The 18,012-nt window shown below is 69.8% G+C and carries 19 protein-coding genes; 5 read left to right on the forward strand and 14 right to left on the reverse strand.

All coding sequences use genetic code 11. The annotated features are described in order from the left end of the window. From LEL84_RS07445 to LEL84_RS07460, 4 genes are read right to left on the reverse strand one after another with little or no spacing between them, the layout of a single operon-like run. On the reverse strand, positions 1-558 hold the full coding sequence (locus tag LEL84_RS07445) for a TIGR00730 family Rossman fold protein (RefSeq protein ID WP_226513695.1): 558 nt from the start codon (positions 556-558) through the stop codon (positions 1-3). A 43-nt stretch (positions 559-601) separates the two neighbouring features. Next, complete coding sequence (locus LEL84_RS07450) at positions 602-1,381, reverse strand: TIGR00730 family Rossman fold protein (RefSeq protein ID WP_065632642.1); 780 nt, start codon at positions 1,379-1,381, stop codon at positions 602-604. Positions 1,382-1,427: 46 nt separating this feature from the next. Next, positions 1,428-2,525 (reverse strand): succinyl-diaminopimelate desuccinylase, encoded by a 1,098-nt coding sequence (gene dapE, locus LEL84_RS07455; protein ID WP_226513696.1) that lies wholly within the window; start codon positions 2,523-2,525, stop codon positions 1,428-1,430. 4 nt (positions 2,526-2,529) lie between these two features. Beyond that, positions 2,530-3,045, reverse strand: coding sequence for a DM13 domain-containing protein (locus LEL84_RS07460; RefSeq protein WP_065632640.1), 516 nt, complete (start codon positions 3,043-3,045; stop codon positions 2,530-2,532). 178 nt (positions 3,046-3,223) lie between these two features. Here LEL84_RS07460 and dapD point away from each other — a divergent pair, with 178 nt between their 5' ends. Then, positions 3,224-4,189 (forward strand): 2,3,4,5-tetrahydropyridine-2,6-dicarboxylate N-succinyltransferase, encoded by a 966-nt coding sequence (gene dapD, locus LEL84_RS07465; RefSeq protein WP_083207513.1) that lies wholly within the window; start codon positions 3,224-3,226, stop codon positions 4,187-4,189. Positions 4,190-4,237: 48 nt separating this feature from the next. Then, complete coding sequence (locus tag LEL84_RS07470; protein ID WP_065632638.1) at positions 4,238-4,480, forward strand: DUF3072 domain-containing protein; 243 nt, start codon at positions 4,238-4,240, stop codon at positions 4,478-4,480. A 12-nt stretch (positions 4,481-4,492) separates the two neighbouring features. Here LEL84_RS07470 and dapC read toward each other — a convergent pair whose 3' ends face one another. Both dapC and fdxA read right to left on the reverse strand, forming a co-directional pair. Continuing rightward, the gene (gene dapC / locus LEL84_RS07475; protein WP_226513697.1) at positions 4,493-5,635 is read right to left on the reverse strand and encodes a succinyldiaminopimelate transaminase; all 1,143 of its coding nucleotides are present in this window, start codon (positions 5,633-5,635) and stop codon (positions 4,493-4,495) included. A gap of 10 nt (positions 5,636-5,645) precedes the next feature. Beyond that, on the reverse strand, positions 5,646-5,975 hold the full coding sequence (fdxA, locus tag LEL84_RS07480; RefSeq protein WP_058252527.1) for a ferredoxin: 330 nt from the start codon (positions 5,973-5,975) through the stop codon (positions 5,646-5,648). 441 nt (positions 5,976-6,416) lie between these two features. On the opposite strand from fdxA, the gene LEL84_RS07485 reads away from it, so the two are divergent. Together LEL84_RS07485 and LEL84_RS07490 are read left to right on the forward strand one after the other, a co-directional pair. Further along, on the forward strand, positions 6,417-7,070 hold the full coding sequence (locus LEL84_RS07485) for a cysteine dioxygenase (protein WP_226513698.1): 654 nt from the start codon (positions 6,417-6,419) through the stop codon (positions 7,068-7,070). Further along, positions 7,067-7,441 carry a rhodanese-like domain-containing protein gene (locus LEL84_RS07490; protein ID WP_226513699.1) on the forward strand — a complete coding sequence of 125 codons (375 nt, stop codon included), beginning with the start codon at positions 7,067-7,069 and terminating at the stop codon, positions 7,439-7,441. The genes LEL84_RS07485 and LEL84_RS07490 overlap by 4 nt, the downstream gene beginning before the upstream one ends. 30 nt (positions 7,442-7,471) lie before the next feature. On the opposite strand, the gene cofG is transcribed toward LEL84_RS07490, so the two are convergent. The 7 genes from cofG to typA all read right to left on the reverse strand — a co-directional run bounded on the left by cofG (position 7,472) and on the right by typA (position 16,715). Next, positions 7,472-8,719 (reverse strand): 7,8-didemethyl-8-hydroxy-5-deazariboflavin synthase CofG, encoded by a 1,248-nt coding sequence (gene cofG / locus LEL84_RS07495; RefSeq protein ID WP_226513700.1) that lies wholly within the window; start codon positions 8,717-8,719, stop codon positions 7,472-7,474. Continuing rightward, complete coding sequence (locus LEL84_RS07500) at positions 8,716-10,218, reverse strand: flavin-containing monooxygenase (protein WP_226514262.1); 1,503 nt, start codon at positions 10,216-10,218, stop codon at positions 8,716-8,718. The genes cofG and LEL84_RS07500 overlap by 4 nt, the downstream gene beginning before the upstream one ends. A 53-nt stretch (positions 10,219-10,271) precedes the next feature. Next, positions 10,272-11,411 carry an FO synthase gene (locus tag LEL84_RS07505; protein WP_226513701.1) on the reverse strand — a complete coding sequence of 380 codons (1,140 nt, stop codon included), beginning with the start codon at positions 11,409-11,411 and terminating at the stop codon, positions 10,272-10,274. Positions 11,412-11,471: 60 nt separating this feature from the next. Next, on the reverse strand, positions 11,472-11,870 hold the full coding sequence (locus tag LEL84_RS07510) for a facilitated glucose transporter (protein ID WP_226513702.1): 399 nt from the start codon (positions 11,868-11,870) through the stop codon (positions 11,472-11,474). Between the two features lie 4 nt (positions 11,871-11,874). Beyond that, the gene (gene mshB, locus LEL84_RS07515) at positions 11,875-12,765 is read right to left on the reverse strand and encodes an N-acetyl-1-D-myo-inositol-2-amino-2-deoxy-alpha-D-glucopyranoside deacetylase (protein WP_065632631.1); all 891 of its coding nucleotides are present in this window, start codon (positions 12,763-12,765) and stop codon (positions 11,875-11,877) included. Beyond that, entirely contained in the window at positions 12,762-14,735 is a 1,974-nt protein-coding gene (locus LEL84_RS07520) for an ABC transporter family substrate-binding protein (protein ID WP_226513703.1), read from the reverse strand. Before LEL84_RS07520 ends, mshB begins: the two co-directional genes overlap by 4 nt. Before the next feature lie 69 nt (positions 14,736-14,804). After that, positions 14,805-16,715, reverse strand: coding sequence for a translational GTPase TypA (gene typA / locus LEL84_RS07525; protein ID WP_058252521.1), 1,911 nt, complete (start codon positions 16,713-16,715; stop codon positions 14,805-14,807). A gap of 209 nt (positions 16,716-16,924) precedes the next feature. On the opposite strand from typA, the gene LEL84_RS07530 reads away from it, so the two are divergent. Further along, on the forward strand, positions 16,925-17,101 hold the full coding sequence (locus LEL84_RS07530) for a hypothetical protein (RefSeq protein ID WP_091344396.1): 177 nt from the start codon (positions 16,925-16,927) through the stop codon (positions 17,099-17,101). 7 nt (positions 17,102-17,108) lie between these two features. Here LEL84_RS07530 and LEL84_RS07535 read toward each other — a convergent pair whose 3' ends face one another. Further along, positions 17,109-17,957, reverse strand: a complete 849-nt coding sequence (locus LEL84_RS07535; protein ID WP_226514263.1) for an EamA family transporter — start codon at positions 17,955-17,957, stop codon at positions 17,109-17,111. Between the last annotated feature and the right edge of the window lie 55 nt (positions 17,958-18,012).

Raw genomic sequence — 18,012 nt, forward strand, 5'->3', positions numbered from 1 at the left:
TTACCGGCCGGTAGCAAGACCTTCCCGTGCCGTCGCCAACTCCACCGCGTCGGCGACCGACCGCGTGATGAGCAGCCGGTCGAGCGATCGTCGGGCGACGAACCCGGTTGTCGACAACTCTCGCAGCCAGTCGAGCAACGGCGCGTAGAAATCGACAGGATCGAGCAGGACGACCGGTTTGTCGTGCATCCCGAGGTAGCCCCCGGTCCAGGTCTCGAAGAGCTCCTCGAGCGTCCCGATCCCGCCCGGGAGGGTGATGAACCCATCGGCACGCTCGTCCATGAGGCGTTTGCGTTCGCGCATGGTCTCGGTGACCACGAGTTCGCCCGACCCGAGGTCGGCGACCTCGTGCTTCATCAGTGCGCGCGGGATGATGCCCACCGTGTGGCCACCGGCCTCGCGAGCGGCGTTGACCAGCGCGCCCATCATGGAGATGTTCCCGCCGCCGGAGACGACCACATGCCCCTGTTCGGCGAGCGTCCGACCCACTTCGGCGGCGAGATCGAGGTAGGGCTGGTCGACGGGACCGGAGGCGCAATAGACGCAGACAGCACTCACCGGGCAATCGTGCCATCGTCGGCCGGGAAGGTCATATCGACCCTCAGGGTGTCGCGGCCTCGATCGCGGCGACCACGTCGTCGGGGTCGTCGACGACGGTGAGCAGGTCCAGATCCTCGGGCGAGATCATCCCGCGCGCGGCCAGGACGTCGCGCATCCAGGCAAGCAGGCCGCCCCAGAAGTCGCTGCCCACCAGCACGATCGGGAACCGCACCACCTTCTTGGTCTGTACGAGGGTCAGCGCCTCGAAGAGTTCGTCGAGGGTGCCCATCCCGCCGGGGAGACAGACGAACGCCTGCGCGTACTTCACGAACATCGTCTTGCGCACGAAGAAGTAGCGGAAGTTCATGCCGAGATCGACCCACGGGTTGAGGCCCTGTTCGAAGGGCAGCTCGATGTTGAGTCCGATGGACTGCGCCCCGGCCTGATGTGCGCCCTGGTTGGCGGCTTCCATCGCACCGGGTCCGCCACCGGTGATGACCGCGTACCCGGCCTCGCCCAGCGCTCGGCCCACGCGGACACCGAGCGCGTATTCCGGCGACTCCGGATGCAGTCGCGCCGAGCCGAAGACGGTCACGGCCTCGGCGACCTCGCTCATCGCATCGAACCCGGCGACGAACTCGGACTGGATGCGCAGGACCCGCCAGGAGTCGCGCATGGTCCGTTCGGAACGACGCGTGGCGTCGCGCGGGTCGACCCATTCCAGCAGGCGGCGGTCCGTGGTCTTGCCGCGCTGGTCTCGCCGGATCCGGATCGGGCCGACGTAGCAGGTGTCGGGGTTCGTTCCGTCTTCGACGGGTTCCGGTTCGGGCGTGGTCGACATGGCGGTCACGCTAGCAGCGCCGTCCGACTCCGCCGGTCCTGCGAGGTCAGGAAAGGTAGGTGCGCAGCAGGTCGGTCACCGCGCGGATCTGCTCCACCGGCACCCGTTCGTCGACGCGATGCGCGAGATTGGGATCGCCGGGGCCCAGGTTCACCGCGGGGATTCCCAGCGCCGAGAACCGCGACACATCGGTCCAGCCGTACTTCGCGCGGAAGCGTCCGCCCGCGGCCGCCACGAGCGCCGCGGCCGCCGGGTGCCCCAGCCCGGGCAGGGCGCCGGCCGCGGAATCGGTGACCTCCAGCCCGATCCTGCCGTCGGCCAGGTCGGCGCCGAACACCTCGCGGACGTGGTCGAGCGCCTGGTCGATCGAACGGTCCGGTGCGAAGCGGAAGTTGACGTCGACGTGCGCGGCGTCCGGGATCACGTTGCCGGCCACCCCGCCGCCGACCGCGACCGCCGACAGGCCCTCGCGGTACTCGCAGCCGTCGATGTCGACCCGACGGGCCTCGTACCCCGCCAGCGTGGTCAGGACACCGCCGAGCTTGTGAATGGCGTTGTCGCCCATCCACGATCGGGCCGAGTGCGCTCGGGTTCCCGTCGTCGACAACCGAACCCGCAGCGTCCCCTGGCATCCGGCTTCGATGAGCCCCGCGGTCGGCTCGCCGAGGATCGCCACGTCACCGGCGAGCCACTCGGGGAGTTCGCGTTCGATGTCGTTCAGGCCGTTGAACTCCGCGGCGATCTCCTCGCAGTCGTAGAAGATCAGCGTCAGGTCCGAGGCCGGCTCCGGCAGCGTCGCCGCGAGGTGGAGGAACACCGCGTCACCGGACTTCATGTCGACGGTGCCGCATCCGTGCAGGACGTCGCCCTCCTCCGAATCCATCTCGCGGCGGTGCGGGAGGTTGCCGGCGACCGGCACGGTGTCGAGGTGCCCGGCGAGGATGACCCGCTGGGCGTGCCCCCGGTCGGTCCGTGCGAGGACACGGTTGCCATGGCGGAGGATCTCGAATCCGCTCGTCTGCGCGCGCAGGGCGGCCTCGACCGCGTCGGCGATGGCCGACTCGTTGCGCGACTCGCTCTCGATGTCGACGAGCGCGGCGGTCAGTTCGACGGGGTCGGCGGTCAGGTCGAGGTCGGTGCTCACTCCCTCACCGTAGTGAGCCCATCTCCGCGGCGCCGAAGGAGACGCTGAACTTCACGCACCAGAGGAACACCGACGGATAGTCGCCCAGCTCGACGTCGGCGGGGATCTCGTAGACCTGGTTGCCCTTGTTCCCCTTGATCATGCCGAGGTCGACGTGCGGGACGTCCGCGGCCGTTCGCCACCCGGCGAACCCCTCGACCACGTCCCCTTGCGACAGCCACACGTGGACATCAGGGCCGGTGGTCGTGTCCAGGTCCTCGATCGCCAGCACGCGTGAGCCGTCGGGCTGTTCGATGATCGAGACCGTTCCGGATGTCGAGTGCTCATGGCTGATCAGGCTGCCGCGCGAGACGACCACCGGCCCGGCGGGCGGCGGCTGCCCCGGCGTCGACGTCGTGGGGGTGACCGCGACCGGGATCGCGTCGTCGACCTCGGTGTCGACGAAGATCAGCCACGGCTGGAAGACGACGGCCCCGACCGCCAGCGCCGCCACGATCACGACGCCGACCCCGCCCACCACCCACGGCCAGCGGCGTCGGCGGCGCCGGGGCGGTACAGATGGCTGGGGATGACCGGTCATGCTGGCGACCCTACGAGCGGCGCACAGCGCGTGACCAGGTCTTTGGGCCGAATGGATGACGCCGGGGCACCGGTGGCGGGGCGGGGGCGCCGGTGTCGATCACCTAGACTCACCTGTCGTGACATCTACTGGCGCACACGCAACTGGCATCGCGACCGTGATCGACGGGGGTTCGACTCCCGGCGTCGTCCTCGACGTCTGGTTCCCCGAACCCGAACTCGACGGGGTCGAGACCGCGGAGACCGTGATCCTCGACGACGAGTCGACACCGGCCCACCTCCGTGAGCTGGTGGGCGTCGACGAGGCCCGCGGGGTCAAGACCGTCGCGGTCCGCACCGGCATCGCCGACATCTCCGCCGCACCCATCGACGCCTACGACGTCTACCTCCGACTCCACCTGCTGTCGCATCGCCTCATCACCCCGCACGGCGCCAACCTCGAGGGCATCTTCGGGATGCTCACCAACGTGGTGTGGACCAATCACGGCCCGTGTGCGGTCGACAACTTCGAGTCGGTACGGGCGAAGCTGCGCGCCCGCGGACCGGTCACCGTCTACTCGATCGACAAGTTCCCGCGCATGGTCGACTACGTGGTGCCCGGCGGCGTACGGATCGGCGACGCCGACCGCATCCGCCTCGGCGCGCATCTCGCGGCCGGCACCACCGTGATGCACGAGGGCTTCGTCAACTTCAACGCCGGCACCCTCGGGTCGTCGATGGTGGAGGGTCGCATCTCCGCGGGCGTCGTCGTCGGCGACGGCTCCGACATCGGCGGCGGCGCCTCGACGATGGGCACCCTGTCGGGCGGCGGCAAGAAGATCATCGCGCTGGGCAAACGCTGCCTCCTCGGCGCGAACTCCGGCTGCGGCATCCCGCTGGGTGACGACTGCGTCATCGAGGCCGGCCTCTACGTCACCGCCGGCACCAAGGTCACCGGACCCGACGGCACGCAGATCAAGGCGCGCGACCTGTCCGGCCAGTCCAATCTGCTCTTCCGTCGCAACAGCCTGACCGGCGCGGTCGAGGTCGTGCCGTGGAAGGGCGACGGCATCGCCCTCAACGAGGCGCTGCACAAGAACGACTGACGCCCTGGCTCACTGGCCGGATCTCCCATCCCGACGTATGGTGGGCACATGAGCACATCGAACAATCGTTCGACGAACGATACCGACGACGTCCTCGGCGCGGGCGCCGGAAACTCCACCGAGAAGGACCCGGACGACTGGGTGACCGGCGACGAGCCGATGACCGGCGCGCAGCGGAGCTATCTCGACACCCTCGCACGGGAGGCCGGCGAGACCCTCTCGGCCGACCTCACGAAGGCCGAGGCGTCCGAGGAGATCGACCGTCTGCAACAGAAGAGCGGCCGCGGCTGAGCAGGGCCGGTGTCAGGCGGCCAGTCGAGCGACGGCCGCATTGATCCGCTCATCGGTGGCGGTGAGCGCCATACGAACGTGGCGCTCACCCGCCGGACCGTAGAAATCGCCTGGAGCACAGAGGATTCCGCGGTCGGCGAGCCAGGCGACGGTCTCCCGGCACGGTTCGTCCCGGGTGGCCCAGAGGTACAGGCCCGCCTCGGAGTGGTCGACCCGGAAGCCCGCACCCTCGACAGCCGCTTTGAGCAGCCGACGCCGCGCGGCATAGCGCTCGCGCTGCTCATCGACGTGTGCGTCGTCGGCCAGTGCGGCGGTCATCGCTCCCTGGACGGGGAACGGCACGATGAGTCCGGCATGCTTGCGGACTGCGAGCAATTCGGCGATCAGTTCGGGGTCGCCGGCGAAGAATCCGGCGCGATACGACGCCAGGTTCGAGATCTTGGACAGTGAGTGGACCGCGAGCAGTCCGGTGTGGTCGCCGTCGCAGACCCTCGGGTCGAGGATCGACAGCGGCTCGCCCTCCCAACTCAGACCGAGATAACACTCGTCGGACACGACGACGGTCCCCCGCTCGCGCGCCCATCCCACGACTTTGCGGAGATGATCGAGGCCGAGGACCTTGCCGGTCGGATTCGACGGCGAGTTGATGAACATCAGCGCCGGGTTCATCGGTCCCAGCGCGACGGTCGAATCCGCCCGCACCGCCCGCGCACCGGCGAGCAGGGCGCTCACCTCATAGGTCGGGTAGGCGACCTCGGGGATGACCACGTCGTCGCCGGGTCCGAGCCCGAAGGTCGAGGCCAGGCCGGCGATCGCCTCCTTGGTACCGATGACCGGCAGGATTCCCGTCTCGTCGAGCGACGTGACCCCGTGGCGTCGGATCAGCGACTCCGCGGCCGCCTCCCGCAACTCGCGGGTCCCGATCGTCGTCGGGTAGCCCGGGAACGCCGAGTCCTCGGCGAGTGCGTCGCGGATGAGTGCGGGCACCGGGTCGACGGGCGTCCCGACCGACAGGTCGACGATGCCGTCGGCGTGGGCCTGAGCCGTCGCCTTCGCATCGGCGATCGTGTCCCACGGGAAGTCGGGCAGACGCCCGCTGACGCGGGTCGAGGAGACGCGCAGGGGCGCAGCCGTGCGGGAGACAGGACTGCTCATGCGGAGGCGGTCAGTCCTCTTCGTTCATCGGCGGGAGACCCTTGATGAACGCCGGATCGGCCTCGGTCTTGCCGACCTTGCTGGCGCCGCCCGGGGAGCCGAGGTCGTCGAAGAAGTCGGCGTTCGCGCTGACGTAGGGCTCCCATTCGTCGGGAACATCATCCTCGTAGAAGATCGCCTCGACCGGGCACACCGGCTCACACGCACCACAGTCGACGCACTCATCCGGCTGGATGTAGAGCATGCGTCCACCCTCGTAGATGCAGTCGACGGGGCACTCCTCCACGCAAGCCTTGTCCAACACGTCGACGCAAGGCTCCGCGATGATGTAGGTCACCACTCACTCCTTCGCTAGGGAAGATCCGGGTCGGCGCGACGAGAAACGCAGTTCGGCGTCGAACGGCACTCCGGCGTCGGCGCCGGTGCGGCCCGAGGGCTGGTCGAACCGCACCCCACAGTATCCGCCCCGGGAGACGCTGCGACGAAATCGACCCCCGTCCAGAGGTGCCCGAATCCGGGTTTGAGTAACGAGGATCACATCGCCGACCGCGAGACGCCGCTCCGGGTTTCGTTCAGCGTGCCGCCAAACCTCGACGCCGCGACGATCCGCGTGCAGAGTCGGGCGCATGATCGTCGTCGACGAATCCGTCCTCACCGGACACCGACCCGCGGGCGCGTGTGCCCGGGTGCCGCACCGACCCACCGCGCGGTCGATGTCGATGTGCTGTTGCTGAACCGATCGGCCTCACCACATCCTCTTCGACTCTCGCAAGGATTCGCCATGACCTCCACCCTCGCCCGCACCGAACGGGCGCCTCAGTCCGCGTTATCGTCTCTTTCCTCCGCCCGGAATCGTGCTCGGACGTCTTCGCCCCTGCGCGAGCGTCCGGGTACCGCGGCCCCGCGCGCCCTTGGTCACCTGCCGACGCGGCTCCGGCCCGCCGACCTCCTCCGCATCACCGACCAGGGCGTCGCAGACGTCCTCGACGGTCGCCACGACGACCTGCTCCCGGAGGTCTGGGACGAACGGCATCGCTGGTCGACGCGCCTGCACGCCGACGACGACGTCGACGTGTGGCTGATCAGCTGGACGCCGGGCGAGGCCACCGAACTGCACGACCACGCCGGTTCGCTCGGAGCCCTGACGGTGTTGTCGGGCAGCTTGCGCGAGTACCACTGGACGGGAGACGATCTGGCGGTGCGCATCCTCGACGCCGGCGACCAGGCCGCCTTCCCTCTCGGGTGGGTGCACGACGTCGTGCGGAACCCGGTCGTCGCCGCGCCGGAGATCGGTGCGGAGACCAGCCCGCAGGTGACCCCGACGCTCAGCGTGCACGCCTACTCACCGCCGCTGACCGCGATGTCCTACTACGACATCTCCGAGGGCGGCCACCTGCGCCGCAACCGGACCGTTCTCACCGACCAGCCCGAATGAGCACTTCCCGCACCATCGACGACGTACTCGCCGACGCACGGTCGCGGATCGCGCGGGTCGAGGCCGCCGACGTCCCCGCCGAGCTCGCCGGCGGGGCGGTCCTGGTCGACATCCGTCCCGCGGCGCAGCGCGCGGAGGAGGGCGAGGCCCCCGGAGCCCTCGTCATCGAACGGAATGTCCTCGAATGGCGATGCGACCCGGCGAGCGACGCCCGCATCGACCAGGCCGTCGACCATGACGTCCGCTGGATCATCCTGTGCTCCCAGGGTTATACGTCGAGCCTGGCCGCCGCGGCCCTGCAGGATCTCGGATTACATCGCGCCACCGACGTCGTCGGCGGATACGAAGCGCTCGCACCCGTTCTCGGCTGACTGCCACGCACCCGACGACAGGTGCTTCCCTCAGGCAACCGCCGGCCAGGGACGCGGGGCCGGGCGGGTGTCGACGGCGAGGCCGGTCACCGGGTCGGCGAGCGCGGCGACGTGCTGGGTCAGTGCCGGGTCGATCCAGTCGGCACCGTTCAGCACATAGGGTGGCTGCGCGGTGATGCGTTCGGTGAGAACGAAATCCGACTCCGCGGTGCGGGCGGCCAGGGCGTCGAGGTGAGGCCACGGGCGTTCCGGGTTGACGTGATCGGGAGTCAGCGGCGACACCCCACCCCAGTCGTCGACGCCGGACGCGATCAGCGCGGCACATTCCGCGGGTGACACCAGATTTGGCGGCGCCTGAATCCGCATGTGTGGGCCGAGGACAACCCGGGCGACCGCGACGGCGGCGAGGAACTCGGTCATCTCGGCGTCGGGGGTCGAGCGCATCGCGGTGTCCGGCTTCGCCCGGAAGTTCTGCACGATCACCTCCTGGATGTGCCCGCCTCGGGCGTGCACATCGGCGAGGGCCAGCAGTGATTCGGCCCGCTCGGTGAGTGATTCGCCGATCCCGACCAGAATCCCGGTGGTGAACGGGACGCGAGCGGTGCCCGCATCGCGCAGCACCTGCATGCGGACCAGCGGGTCCTTGTCGGGACTTCCGTAGTGCGCCTGGCCTTTCTCGGTGAACAGGCGACGCGACGTCGTCTCCAGCATCATGCCCATCGACGGTGCGACCGGGCGCAGGCGGAGCAGTTCCTCGAGGCTCATCACCCCGGGATTGAGGTGCGGCAGCAGACCCGTCTCCGACAAGACGGCGACCGCGGCGGCACGAACGTAGTCCAGCGTCGAGGAGTAACCCCGTTCGGCCAGCCATTCGCCGGCCTGCGGCCACCTGTCCTCGGGGCGGTCACCCAGCGTGAAAAGCGCCTCCTTGCAGCCGAGTTCGGCACCGCGGCGCGCGAGGTCGACGACCTCGTCGAGTTCCAGATAGAGCCCCTCCCCCGCGCGGGCGAGTTTTCCGGGGACCGTGACGAAGGTGCAGTAGTGACACCGGTCGCGGCACAGGCGCGTCAGCGGGATGAACACCTTGCGGGAGTAGGTGACCTGCCGCGACCGGCCGACCGCGGCCAGCCCCTCGTCTCGGAGCGCCCTGGCGATCGATTGCAGTTCGACCAGGTCGTCTCCTGCGCAGGACAGGAGCGTCACGGCCTCGTCGAGACCGATCGGCGCCCGGTCGCGCGCGGCGTCCAGGGCCGCGCGGACGGTCAACTTCTCGGTCATTCCTCACCCTCCTCAGGTGTTCCGGTGCCGACGTCGGGACGGGGTTCGTACGGTTCGGGGTCGAAGGTGCCGTTGCGTTCGCGGAACGACGCCGCGGTGCCCGGCCACAACAGGGTCAGGCGACCGCTGTCGGGGTCGACATACCAACTCTCACAACCGGTCAGCCACACCGTCGACTCGCTGCGAGCGTCGATCTCCCGCGTGTATTCGTCTTCGGCGGCAGGCGAGACCGCCAGAGTCGTGATTCCGTTGCCGGCCATGTACTCCAGCGCGCCCAGGACGTAGTCGAGTTGTGTCTCGATCATGTAGATCGCCGAGTTGTGGCCGAGCGCCGCGTTGGGCCCGTCGAGGACGAACATGTTCGGGAATCCGCTGACCACGGTCGAGGCGTAAGACGTCATGCCCGCCGACCAGTGGTCGGACAGCCGCCGACCGGCACGACCGGTGATTCGCGATGCCGCGGGCGGGCGTGCGGATTCGAAACCGGTTGCCATCACCAGGACGTCGAGATCGTAGGTGTGACCACTGTGCGCGGTGGCCTTGGTCTCGGCGACCGACGTCAGTGCACTCGACTCGAACACCACATTGGACCGCTGCAGTGCCGGATAGAAGTCGTCGCTGAGCAGGATTCTCTTGCAACCGATCTCGTAGTCGGGGGTCAGTTGTTCACGGAGGTCGGCATCGGCCACCTGCCCGTGGAGGTGATCCCGTGCACGGGAACGGATCTCGTCGATGTCCGGATGCAACCCGAGCCGCTGCCGGAACGCCCCGTCGGCTTCGGTGAGCAGTCGGTCGCGCACCTCCGCCGCGACGACGGGGTCGAGCATGGCAGCGCGTTCGTCGTCGGTGTAGAGCCGGTCCGCGCGCGGCACGACATACGGTGGCGTGCGGCAGAACACGACGAGATCGTCCGCGGCGTCGGCGAGGTGCGGGATGAGCTGCACCGCCGACGCGCCGGTTCCGACGACCCCGACCCGCGCACCCGTAACGTTGACGTCGTCGTGCCAGGCGGCCGTGTGGACGACCTGTCCCGGGAAGGTGTCGAGTCCGTCGATGTCGGGGATGCGCGCCTCCGACAACCGTCCGACCGCCAGCACCAGCGAGCGAGCGCGGAAGGTGACGGCCCGGCCGTCCGGCGCCGCCGCCGTGATCACCCAGTGCGCCCCCTGCTCGTCCCAGACCGCTTCGCAAAGTTCGCGATTGAGTTCGATGCGGTCGGCGAGTCGTTCGTCGACGACGATCTGTTCGAGATAGCTGCGGATCTCGGCGCCACGAGGGAACCGCGCCGACCAGTCGGCCGGCGGCCGGAACGAGAACGAGTACAGATGGGCGGGGATGTCGCAGGCGATGCCGGGATAGGTGTTGTCCCGCCACGTGCCCCCCACGCCGTCGGCGCGTTCGAGCACGACGAAGGACTCCCGCCCGCGGCGTGCGAGCTGCGTCGCCATCCCGAGCCCGGCGAAGCCCGCGCCGATGATGGCGACATCCACGTCGTCCATCGTCAGCGCGCGCTGCTGCGCTCCGGCCGCCCGCCCGGAAGACATGCTCCGGCTCACGCGGACACCTGTGGCAGCGGGAGTTGCCTGTCGGGCTCCGGCACCCCGTAGCGGGTGGTGCGCTGGCGCGGCCTGCGTCCGGCTCGCGCCGCGATGTCGACGACAGCCGCGGCGTCGAGGACACGACCTGACTCCGGTCCCGCGCCCGGCATCAGGGTGCCGTCGAGCAACAGCCCACCCAGATCATCTGCCCCGCCGCGCAACACCAGATCGACGGTGGCCGCGGGCAGTTTGGTCCACGCCACCTGCAGATGGTCGAGGAGGCCTGCGGTCATGAGGCGGGCGACGGCGTGCAACGCGCGGGTCTCCCGCTCCGACGCGGTCCGCGAGGCGGTGTCCGCCAGGTGGGGCGGCACGTTCTCGGGAAGCAGTGGCATCAGGATGAGTTCGCTGAAACCGCCCGTGCGACGCTGGATCTCGAGTAGCAGTCGAAGATGGGCGATCTGGTGTGCGGGCGTCTCGACGTGCCCGTAGAGCATCGTCGCGGTGGAGAAGAGACCCACGCGGTGGGCGGTCTCGATGACGTCGACCCAGCTGCCGACCGGCGGCGCCGTGCCGGTGGGTGAGAGTGTCGCGCGAACGGTGTCGTCGAGGATCTGGGCGGCGGTCCCCGGCACCGACCCCAGGCCCGCCGACCGCAGCCGCTCGAGGTGTTCGACGATCGTGATCCCGGCACGCTCGGCGCCGTCGACGATCTCCGGGGCCCGATAGGCGTGCAGGTGGAGCCCGTCGGCGGCACCCGTGATGTCCTCCACGAGCCGGACGTAGTCGTCGGCCGGCAGTTCGGCGGGCAGGAGCCCCTGCATGCAGATCTCGGTCGCGCCGAGTGCGACCGCCTCGGCGACCAGTTCGTCGAGACCCGGGTCGTCGGGTCCGAGTCGGCTGACGATCCCGGTGTCGAGGTTGCGGTTGACCACGAAGGTCAACACCTCCGGGTCGGTCACCTGCCGACGCACGGTGTCGGCCAGATCGCACAATTCGTCGAGCTGCGCACCCGAGGCACCCAGGAGGGCGACCCAGCCGTCATCGTCGAGGGCGTCGGCCCCGAGAGTCGGGTCGTCACGGACACGGCTCAGTGCGGCCGTGACGCGCTCGATCGGGGCCATGATGTCTTCGGCCCACGCGCGCAGAAGCATGTCTCTCACTCTAACGCCGCCCGTCGCGGCACAACGCGGAGCGCCCCTGCGGAGCGGTGGTCAGTCGGGTTCGGGCAGCCGCCCCGTCCAGCCCAGCGCGGCGCACGGCCCGACACCGAGGACGACGAGCAACAAGGTCTGTACGAGGTAACCACTGCTGATCGAGAGCACGACGTCCCCGCCCGGGCCGGGGAGCCCGCCGGCGATCACGACGACGAGCCCCCACGCGGCAAGTGGCCCGTACCGCCACGGGGTCGCGGTGAGGCCGGCCGCGAGCCAGAGCAGGGCCGCATTGACCACGCCGGCGGCAAGTGCCGCGACAGGCACGGCGACGCCGCCGAAGCGCTGATAGGTGAACGCAACACTCACGAGCCCGATCGCGAACCCGTCGACGACGAGGAATCCCAGGAGCAGCCGGTCGACGACGAAACCCGATACGGGCCGAACAAAGCGGGCCATCGAGTCAGTCGATCCCGGCGAACAGGTCCGACTCGCGCGTGTCCGTGGCACCGAGGGACTCGTGACGCTCTGGTTCGGTGAGGATGAAATGCTCGGCGCGGGCGATCGGCTGCAGGATGCTGTTCGACAGCGCGTATTCGGTTCCGGACGCCGCGACGGTCACCTGTGTGGCGTGGGCGGCCAGGGCGGCCACCTTTCGTGGGAGGTACGCGCTGATGTCGATCTCGGTGGTGATGTCGGCGTCGGGATAGCTCGGCAGCTCACCGTCGCGGGGCATCCGCCAGCCGTCGGGTACCGCGGCGACACCGGCGAGCCCGGAGTCCAGTGCGCTGCGTTCGGTCACCGATTCGTAGATCTTGTCCGGGCCCGGACCGACTTCCCGGGCGCGGGCGACCGCGGCCGTCGTGACCTCGTGCACCAGTTTGTGATCGGGATGGCCGTACGTACCCGAGGCGTCGTAACTGACGACCACCTGGGGTGCGAAGTCGGTGAGCACGTCGACCAACGCCTCGACGGGCTCGTCGAACGGTGCCCGCACGAGTGCGCGCGGGTGGTTCGCGGACGGGGCGCCGGCCATCCCGGAGTCCCGCCATCGGCCCGCACCGCCGAGGAATCGCGGCCGCAACGCGGGACGGCCGGCGGGACTGAGCTCGGCCAGTGCCCGCGTGAGTTCGAGTACCCGGAACCCGCCGAGCTGGTCGGCGCCGCCGTCGGCGACCAGCTGGGCCCACTCGTCGCCGATCACCTCGCCCTCCTCCCCGAGCGTGAAGGTCAGCACCCGCACGTCGACGCCCTCGGCGAGGTACCGGGCGATGGTGCCGCCGGTCATGATCGTCTCGTCGTCGGGATGAGCGTGGACGAGCAGCAGCCGGCGATCCGCCGGAACACCGGTCACGTCAGCTCCCAATTGACCGCGGTCCCGAAGATCGAGACCTGGATGGGTCCGGTGAGCGGGACGTCGCGCACCGCGGACGTGGTGCCCACGACCATCGAGTCCTGGTACAGCGGCCGGTAGATCGCCTGCGCGGCGAGGAGCGGCTCGGCCTCGTTCAGCGTCGGGATCGGGTCGTCCTCGGAGAGTGCGGTGCGCGCGAGCTCGATGAGCCGCGGGTCACACAACCCGGACACGTTGCTGGCATAGCTGTCCCCGGGATCGCCACCGCTCGGCGCGATGCTGGTGGGCGTCGGCGGCGTCGCGGGCGACGGTTCGGTACCGGGCTTGGGCTGGTTGCAGTCGACCTGCGACGCGAGCGACGACGCCGGCGGCACGCCGAGCCCCGACCACCCGACGACCAGGTCGACGCGCTGGTTGGTGAGCGCCGACCCGTACAGCTCGCTGTTGGGCAGCGTCACGACCTGAGCGCGCACCCCTGCACCTCGGAGCTGGTCGACGATGCTCGACGCGGCCGACGTGGTCCGCGGATCGCCGGCGACCGCACCGACACGGACGATGAGGTCCTGCCCGTCGCGCTGGAACGGCAGGATTCCCTCGGGCAGTTCCGGTACCTCGACCAGACCCTCGGTCGGGGTCTCGCTCACCCCGGGCGTCGCCGACCCGCCGGCGGACGGCGCCTCGGACGCGGGCGTGGACCCGGACGGGGACGACGGCGACACCGAGGAGGGCTCCGACGACGACGCCGACGGCACCGGGGATGCCGAGCCGACGGGCTCGGGCGCGGCGCGGCGGTAACCGGCAGCGCCGAGCAGGGCGTCGACCTCGGCCGCCCCGAGGCGCGGGCGGTCGACCGGTGAATAGCCCGGATCCGACGGCGCGAAGACGGTGTTCGCGAACGGTTCGACGACCCAGTCGCCGGCACCGGCGAAGGTGGTCAGTCGCGGATCGACCAACCCGAGGATCGCGCGCCGGACCTCCACCGAGCTCATCGCGTCGGTGCGGGCGTTCACGCTGACACCGAGTGACCGCGACGTCAGGCTGCGGGCGGTCTCGAGACCGGGCAGCGCGGTCAGTTCCGCGTCGGTGGCCGGCGAGGCGCCGAGGGCCACGATGGCCGAGTCGCCGGATCGTACGGAGTCGAGCATCTGGGCCGATGTGCCGGCGCGGCGGAGGACGATCTGATCCAACCGGGGCGGGGTGACCCAATACCGGTCGTTGCGGGCGAGGCGGACCTCGTCGCGGGTCTTGTCGATCCCCACGATCGCGTAGGGCCCGGCCGAAACCGGCTTGCCGGTGTCCATCCCGGTCTGGAAGCCGGCCGGCGCACCCTTGAGCACGTGACTGGGCAGCAATCCGGTGAACAGCTCTCGCCACGCGGGGTACGGCGACTCGAACCGCACCTCGACGACCTTGCCGCCCTCCCGGGACTGCACCGAGTCGATGAGCCGGTAGCCGGCCGGTGCCACGACGTTGGGCTGCCGGGACATCTGCTGCCACAGGAAGTTGAAGTCGTCGCCCGTCACCGGCAGGCCGTCGGACCACTGGGCGTCGGTGTGGATGCGGTAGGTCACGGTGAACGGCGCCCGCGACGTCACCTCAGCGGAGGTGACGAACGAGCGCTGCAGTTCCCACACCGTCCCGCCCGGGGTCTGGACCGGCGCGAACGCGCTGGGCAGCGTCATCGCCGCGACCGCCGTGGTCACCGGATTCTGGTCGGCGGCGATGTGCGGGTTGAAGCCCGATCCGACCGAGTCGGTGGCGATGTAGATCGTCTTCTCCACCGGGTACTCGGTCGGGGTCGGCGGTGGCCCGGTGTCGCGGACCGGGGGCGGCGGATCCGACATGCAGGCGGTCAGCACCACGAGCAGGGCGACGCTGCACGAGAGCATGCCGAGCAACCGCCCACGGACCCGGTTCGCGGCCTCGCGGCCCGGTCGTGGTCTCGCGCGATTCACCTCGGATACCCCCATGACGAAGAAGCTTCTCGGTCCGTCGGACGCGCCCGCCACCGTAATGCGGCGCCGGAGCGCCATCGACACTCAGCTGACGGCGGCATCCCGGGACTTGGCCCGCGAGCGCTCACGGGCGCGCGTCGTCGAGTCGAGGTGCACCTTACGCACTCGCACGACCTCCGGGGTGACCTCGACACACTCGTCGGCGGCGCAGAATTCCATGGCGCCCTCGAGGTCGAGTTGCATCGGCTTGGCGAGGGTCTCCATCACGTCGGCCGAGGACTGACGCATGTTGGTCAGCTTCTTCTCGCGGGTGACGTTGATGTCGAGATCCTCCTGGCGCGGGTTGATCCCCACGACGTGGCCCTCGTACGAGTCGTCGCCCGGGTTGACGAAGAAGGTGCCGCGGTCGGCGAGCTGGATCATCGCGAACGGGGTGACCGTTCCCGACCGGTCGCTGACGAGCGAACCCGTGTGGCGGGCCCGGATCTCGCCCGCCCAGGCGTCGTAGCCCTGGAACACCGCGTTGGCGATGCCGGTGCCCCGGGTTTCGGTGAGGAAGTCGGTGCGGAACCCGATGAGGCCGCGCGAGGGCACGATGAACTCCATCCGGACCCAGCCGGTGCCGTGGTTGTTCATCTGCTCCATGCGGCCCTTGCGGGCGGCGAGCAACTGGGTCACCGCGCCGAGGTACTCCTCGGGCACGTCGACGGTCAGATGCTCGAACGGCTCCTGGACCTTGCCGTCCACCTTGCGGGTGACGACCTGCGGCTTGCCGACGGTCAGCTCGAAGCCCTCACGACGCATCTGCTCGACGAGGATGGCCAGGGCGAGCTCGCCACGTCCCTGCACCTCCCAGGCGTCGGGCCGGCCGATGTCGAGCACGCGCAGCGACACGTTGCCGATCAGCTCGGTGTCCAGACGCTGCTTGACCATGCGGGCGGTCAGTTTGTGGCCCGACACCCGGCCCGCCAGCGGCGACGAGTTGGTGCCGATGGTGACCGAGATCGCCGGCTCGTCGACGGTGATGCGCGGCAGCGGCTGCGGGTTCTCCAGGTCGGCGAGGGTGTCGCCGATCATGATCTCCGGCATACCGGCGACGGCCACGATGTCACCGGCCGATGCGGACTCGGCGGGCGCCCGGTCGACTCCGACGGTGGCGAGGAGCTCGGTGATCTTGGCGCGCTCGACGACGGCTTCACCGTCGACCTCGCGGCACCAGGACACCTGCTGGCCCTTGCGGAGGGTTCCGTTGTGGATGCGGACGAGCGCCAGACGGCCGAGGAAGGCCGAGGCGTCGAGGTTGGTGACGTGTGCCTGCAGCGGGGCGTCCGGGTCGCCCTTGGGCGCCGGGACGTGTTCGAGCAGGACGTCGAAGAAGGAGTCGAGGTTCTCCCCCGCCGGGATCTCGCCGTCGGCCGGCTGCTCGGTGCTGCAGACACCGGCGCGGCCCGAGGCGTAGAGCACGGGGAGCTCGAGGACGAGCTCGGCGGCCTTCGCGGCCTCCTCGTCCAGGTCGGAGGCGAGGTCGAGGAGCAGATCCTGCGTCTCGTCGACGACCTCCTGGATGCGGGCGTCGGGACGGTCGGTCTTGTTCACGACGACGATCACCGGCAGCTCGGCGGCCAGCGCCTTGCGGAGCACGAAGCGCGTCTGCGGCAGCGGGCCCTCGGAGGCGTCGACGAGCAGGACCACGCCGTCGACCATCGACAGGCCGCGCTCGACCTCACCGCCGAAGTCGGCGTGGCCGGGGGTGTCGATGACGTTGATGACGACCTCGGTGCCGTCCGGCTGGCGCCGGTGGACCGCGGTGTTCTTGGCGAGGATGGTGATGCCCTTTTCACGTTCGAGATCACCGGAGTCCATCACCCGGTCGACGACCTCGGCGCGCTCGCCGAACACGCCGGACTGGCGCAGCATGGCGTCGACGAGTGTGGTCTTTCCGTGGTCGACGTGCGCGACGATCGCGACGTTGCGGAAGGTGGGGACAGCGCTCACTGGCTCTCTTTCGTGTGGTTGGGGACCGGCAGCGGCGGCCGGCGTCCGGGTCACTGCCGAACGTCTGGAACGTTCGCAGCCGAACGGCTCTGACCGGCGCGGGGAGCAGATCACCTAGGGATTCAACGTCACAGACTATCGGCTCGGGCGGTGAGACCGCGATCACAGCACCCACAAGAGTTGTAGTTAGGGTCTGCTAACCTCGCCGTATGGGCAAGGTCGACCCGACCAAGGTGGGCTCTCTGAAGCCCAAGAAGAAGTGTTGCAAGAGTTCGACGCGGTGTGTTCGCTGCCCGGTGGTCATCCACCGGATGCGCAAGCTCGACACCTCCGACATGTCGAAGAAAGAGCTGCACAAAGCACTGAAGAAGGCGCGCGCCGCCTGATTCCCGGTCACCCCGGCGGAATCTCCGCCTCGCACTCGTCGGACCGGCTCTCGTCGTCGACCGATCGCACGGCCACCGCCACCGCGACGAGCGCGATCCCTACCGCTTCGAGGGGCCGCGGCACCTGCGCCAGCGCGAGCAACCCGATCACCGACGCCGTCACCGGCAGCAGCGCGAGCAGGATCGCGAACCTTGCCTGGCCGACCCGCCGCAGCACGATCTGGTCGAGTGCGTAGGGCACCGCGGTCGACGCGATGCCGAGCAGCAACCCCTGGGCCAGGACCACCGGCAGCGCGGCCCCCGCGCGTACCGCGTCGGCCACCCACCACGCGAGCGGCGCGGTGAGCAACGCGGCCACCGCGAAGCCGGTCGCCAGATCCTCGACGCCCGTGCCTCGCGCCGCGACCCGTTTGCCCAGGACGATGTACCCCGCCCAGCAGGCGGCCGCGGTCAGCGCCAGGACGACGCCGATCGCCGTTCCCGACCACCGGACATCGGCGATCAGGACCACGCCGACAGCCGCCAGGACGAGTGCGGCGACATCGCGACGCGTCGCAGAACCCAAGGCGGCCACCACAATCGGGCCCAGGAACTCCAGGGCGACGGTCGTGCCCAGGGGCAGATGCGCGAGGGCCTCATAGAAGGCGATGTTCATCCCGGCGGTGATCAGCCCGAAGCATCCGGCAAGGCGCAATCGCTCCCAGCGCCAGGCGCCGCGGGGTGGACGCACCCACAGGAGCAACACCAGCGCGGCCCCGGCGATCCGCAACCACGCGACGGCGGCCGGGGAGATGACGTCGAACAGGCCGACGGCGACGGCCGCGCCGAGATACATCGACGTCGCTCCGACGACCATCAGTCCCGGCGGGACCAGCAGGTCTCGTCGTGTCACCGGCACGACGACCGCCTCG

This window comes from Gordonia sp. WA4-43 (genome assembly GCF_020520305.1).
Classification (GTDB): domain Bacteria; phylum Actinomycetota; class Actinomycetes; order Mycobacteriales; family Mycobacteriaceae; genus Gordonia; species Gordonia hongkongensis.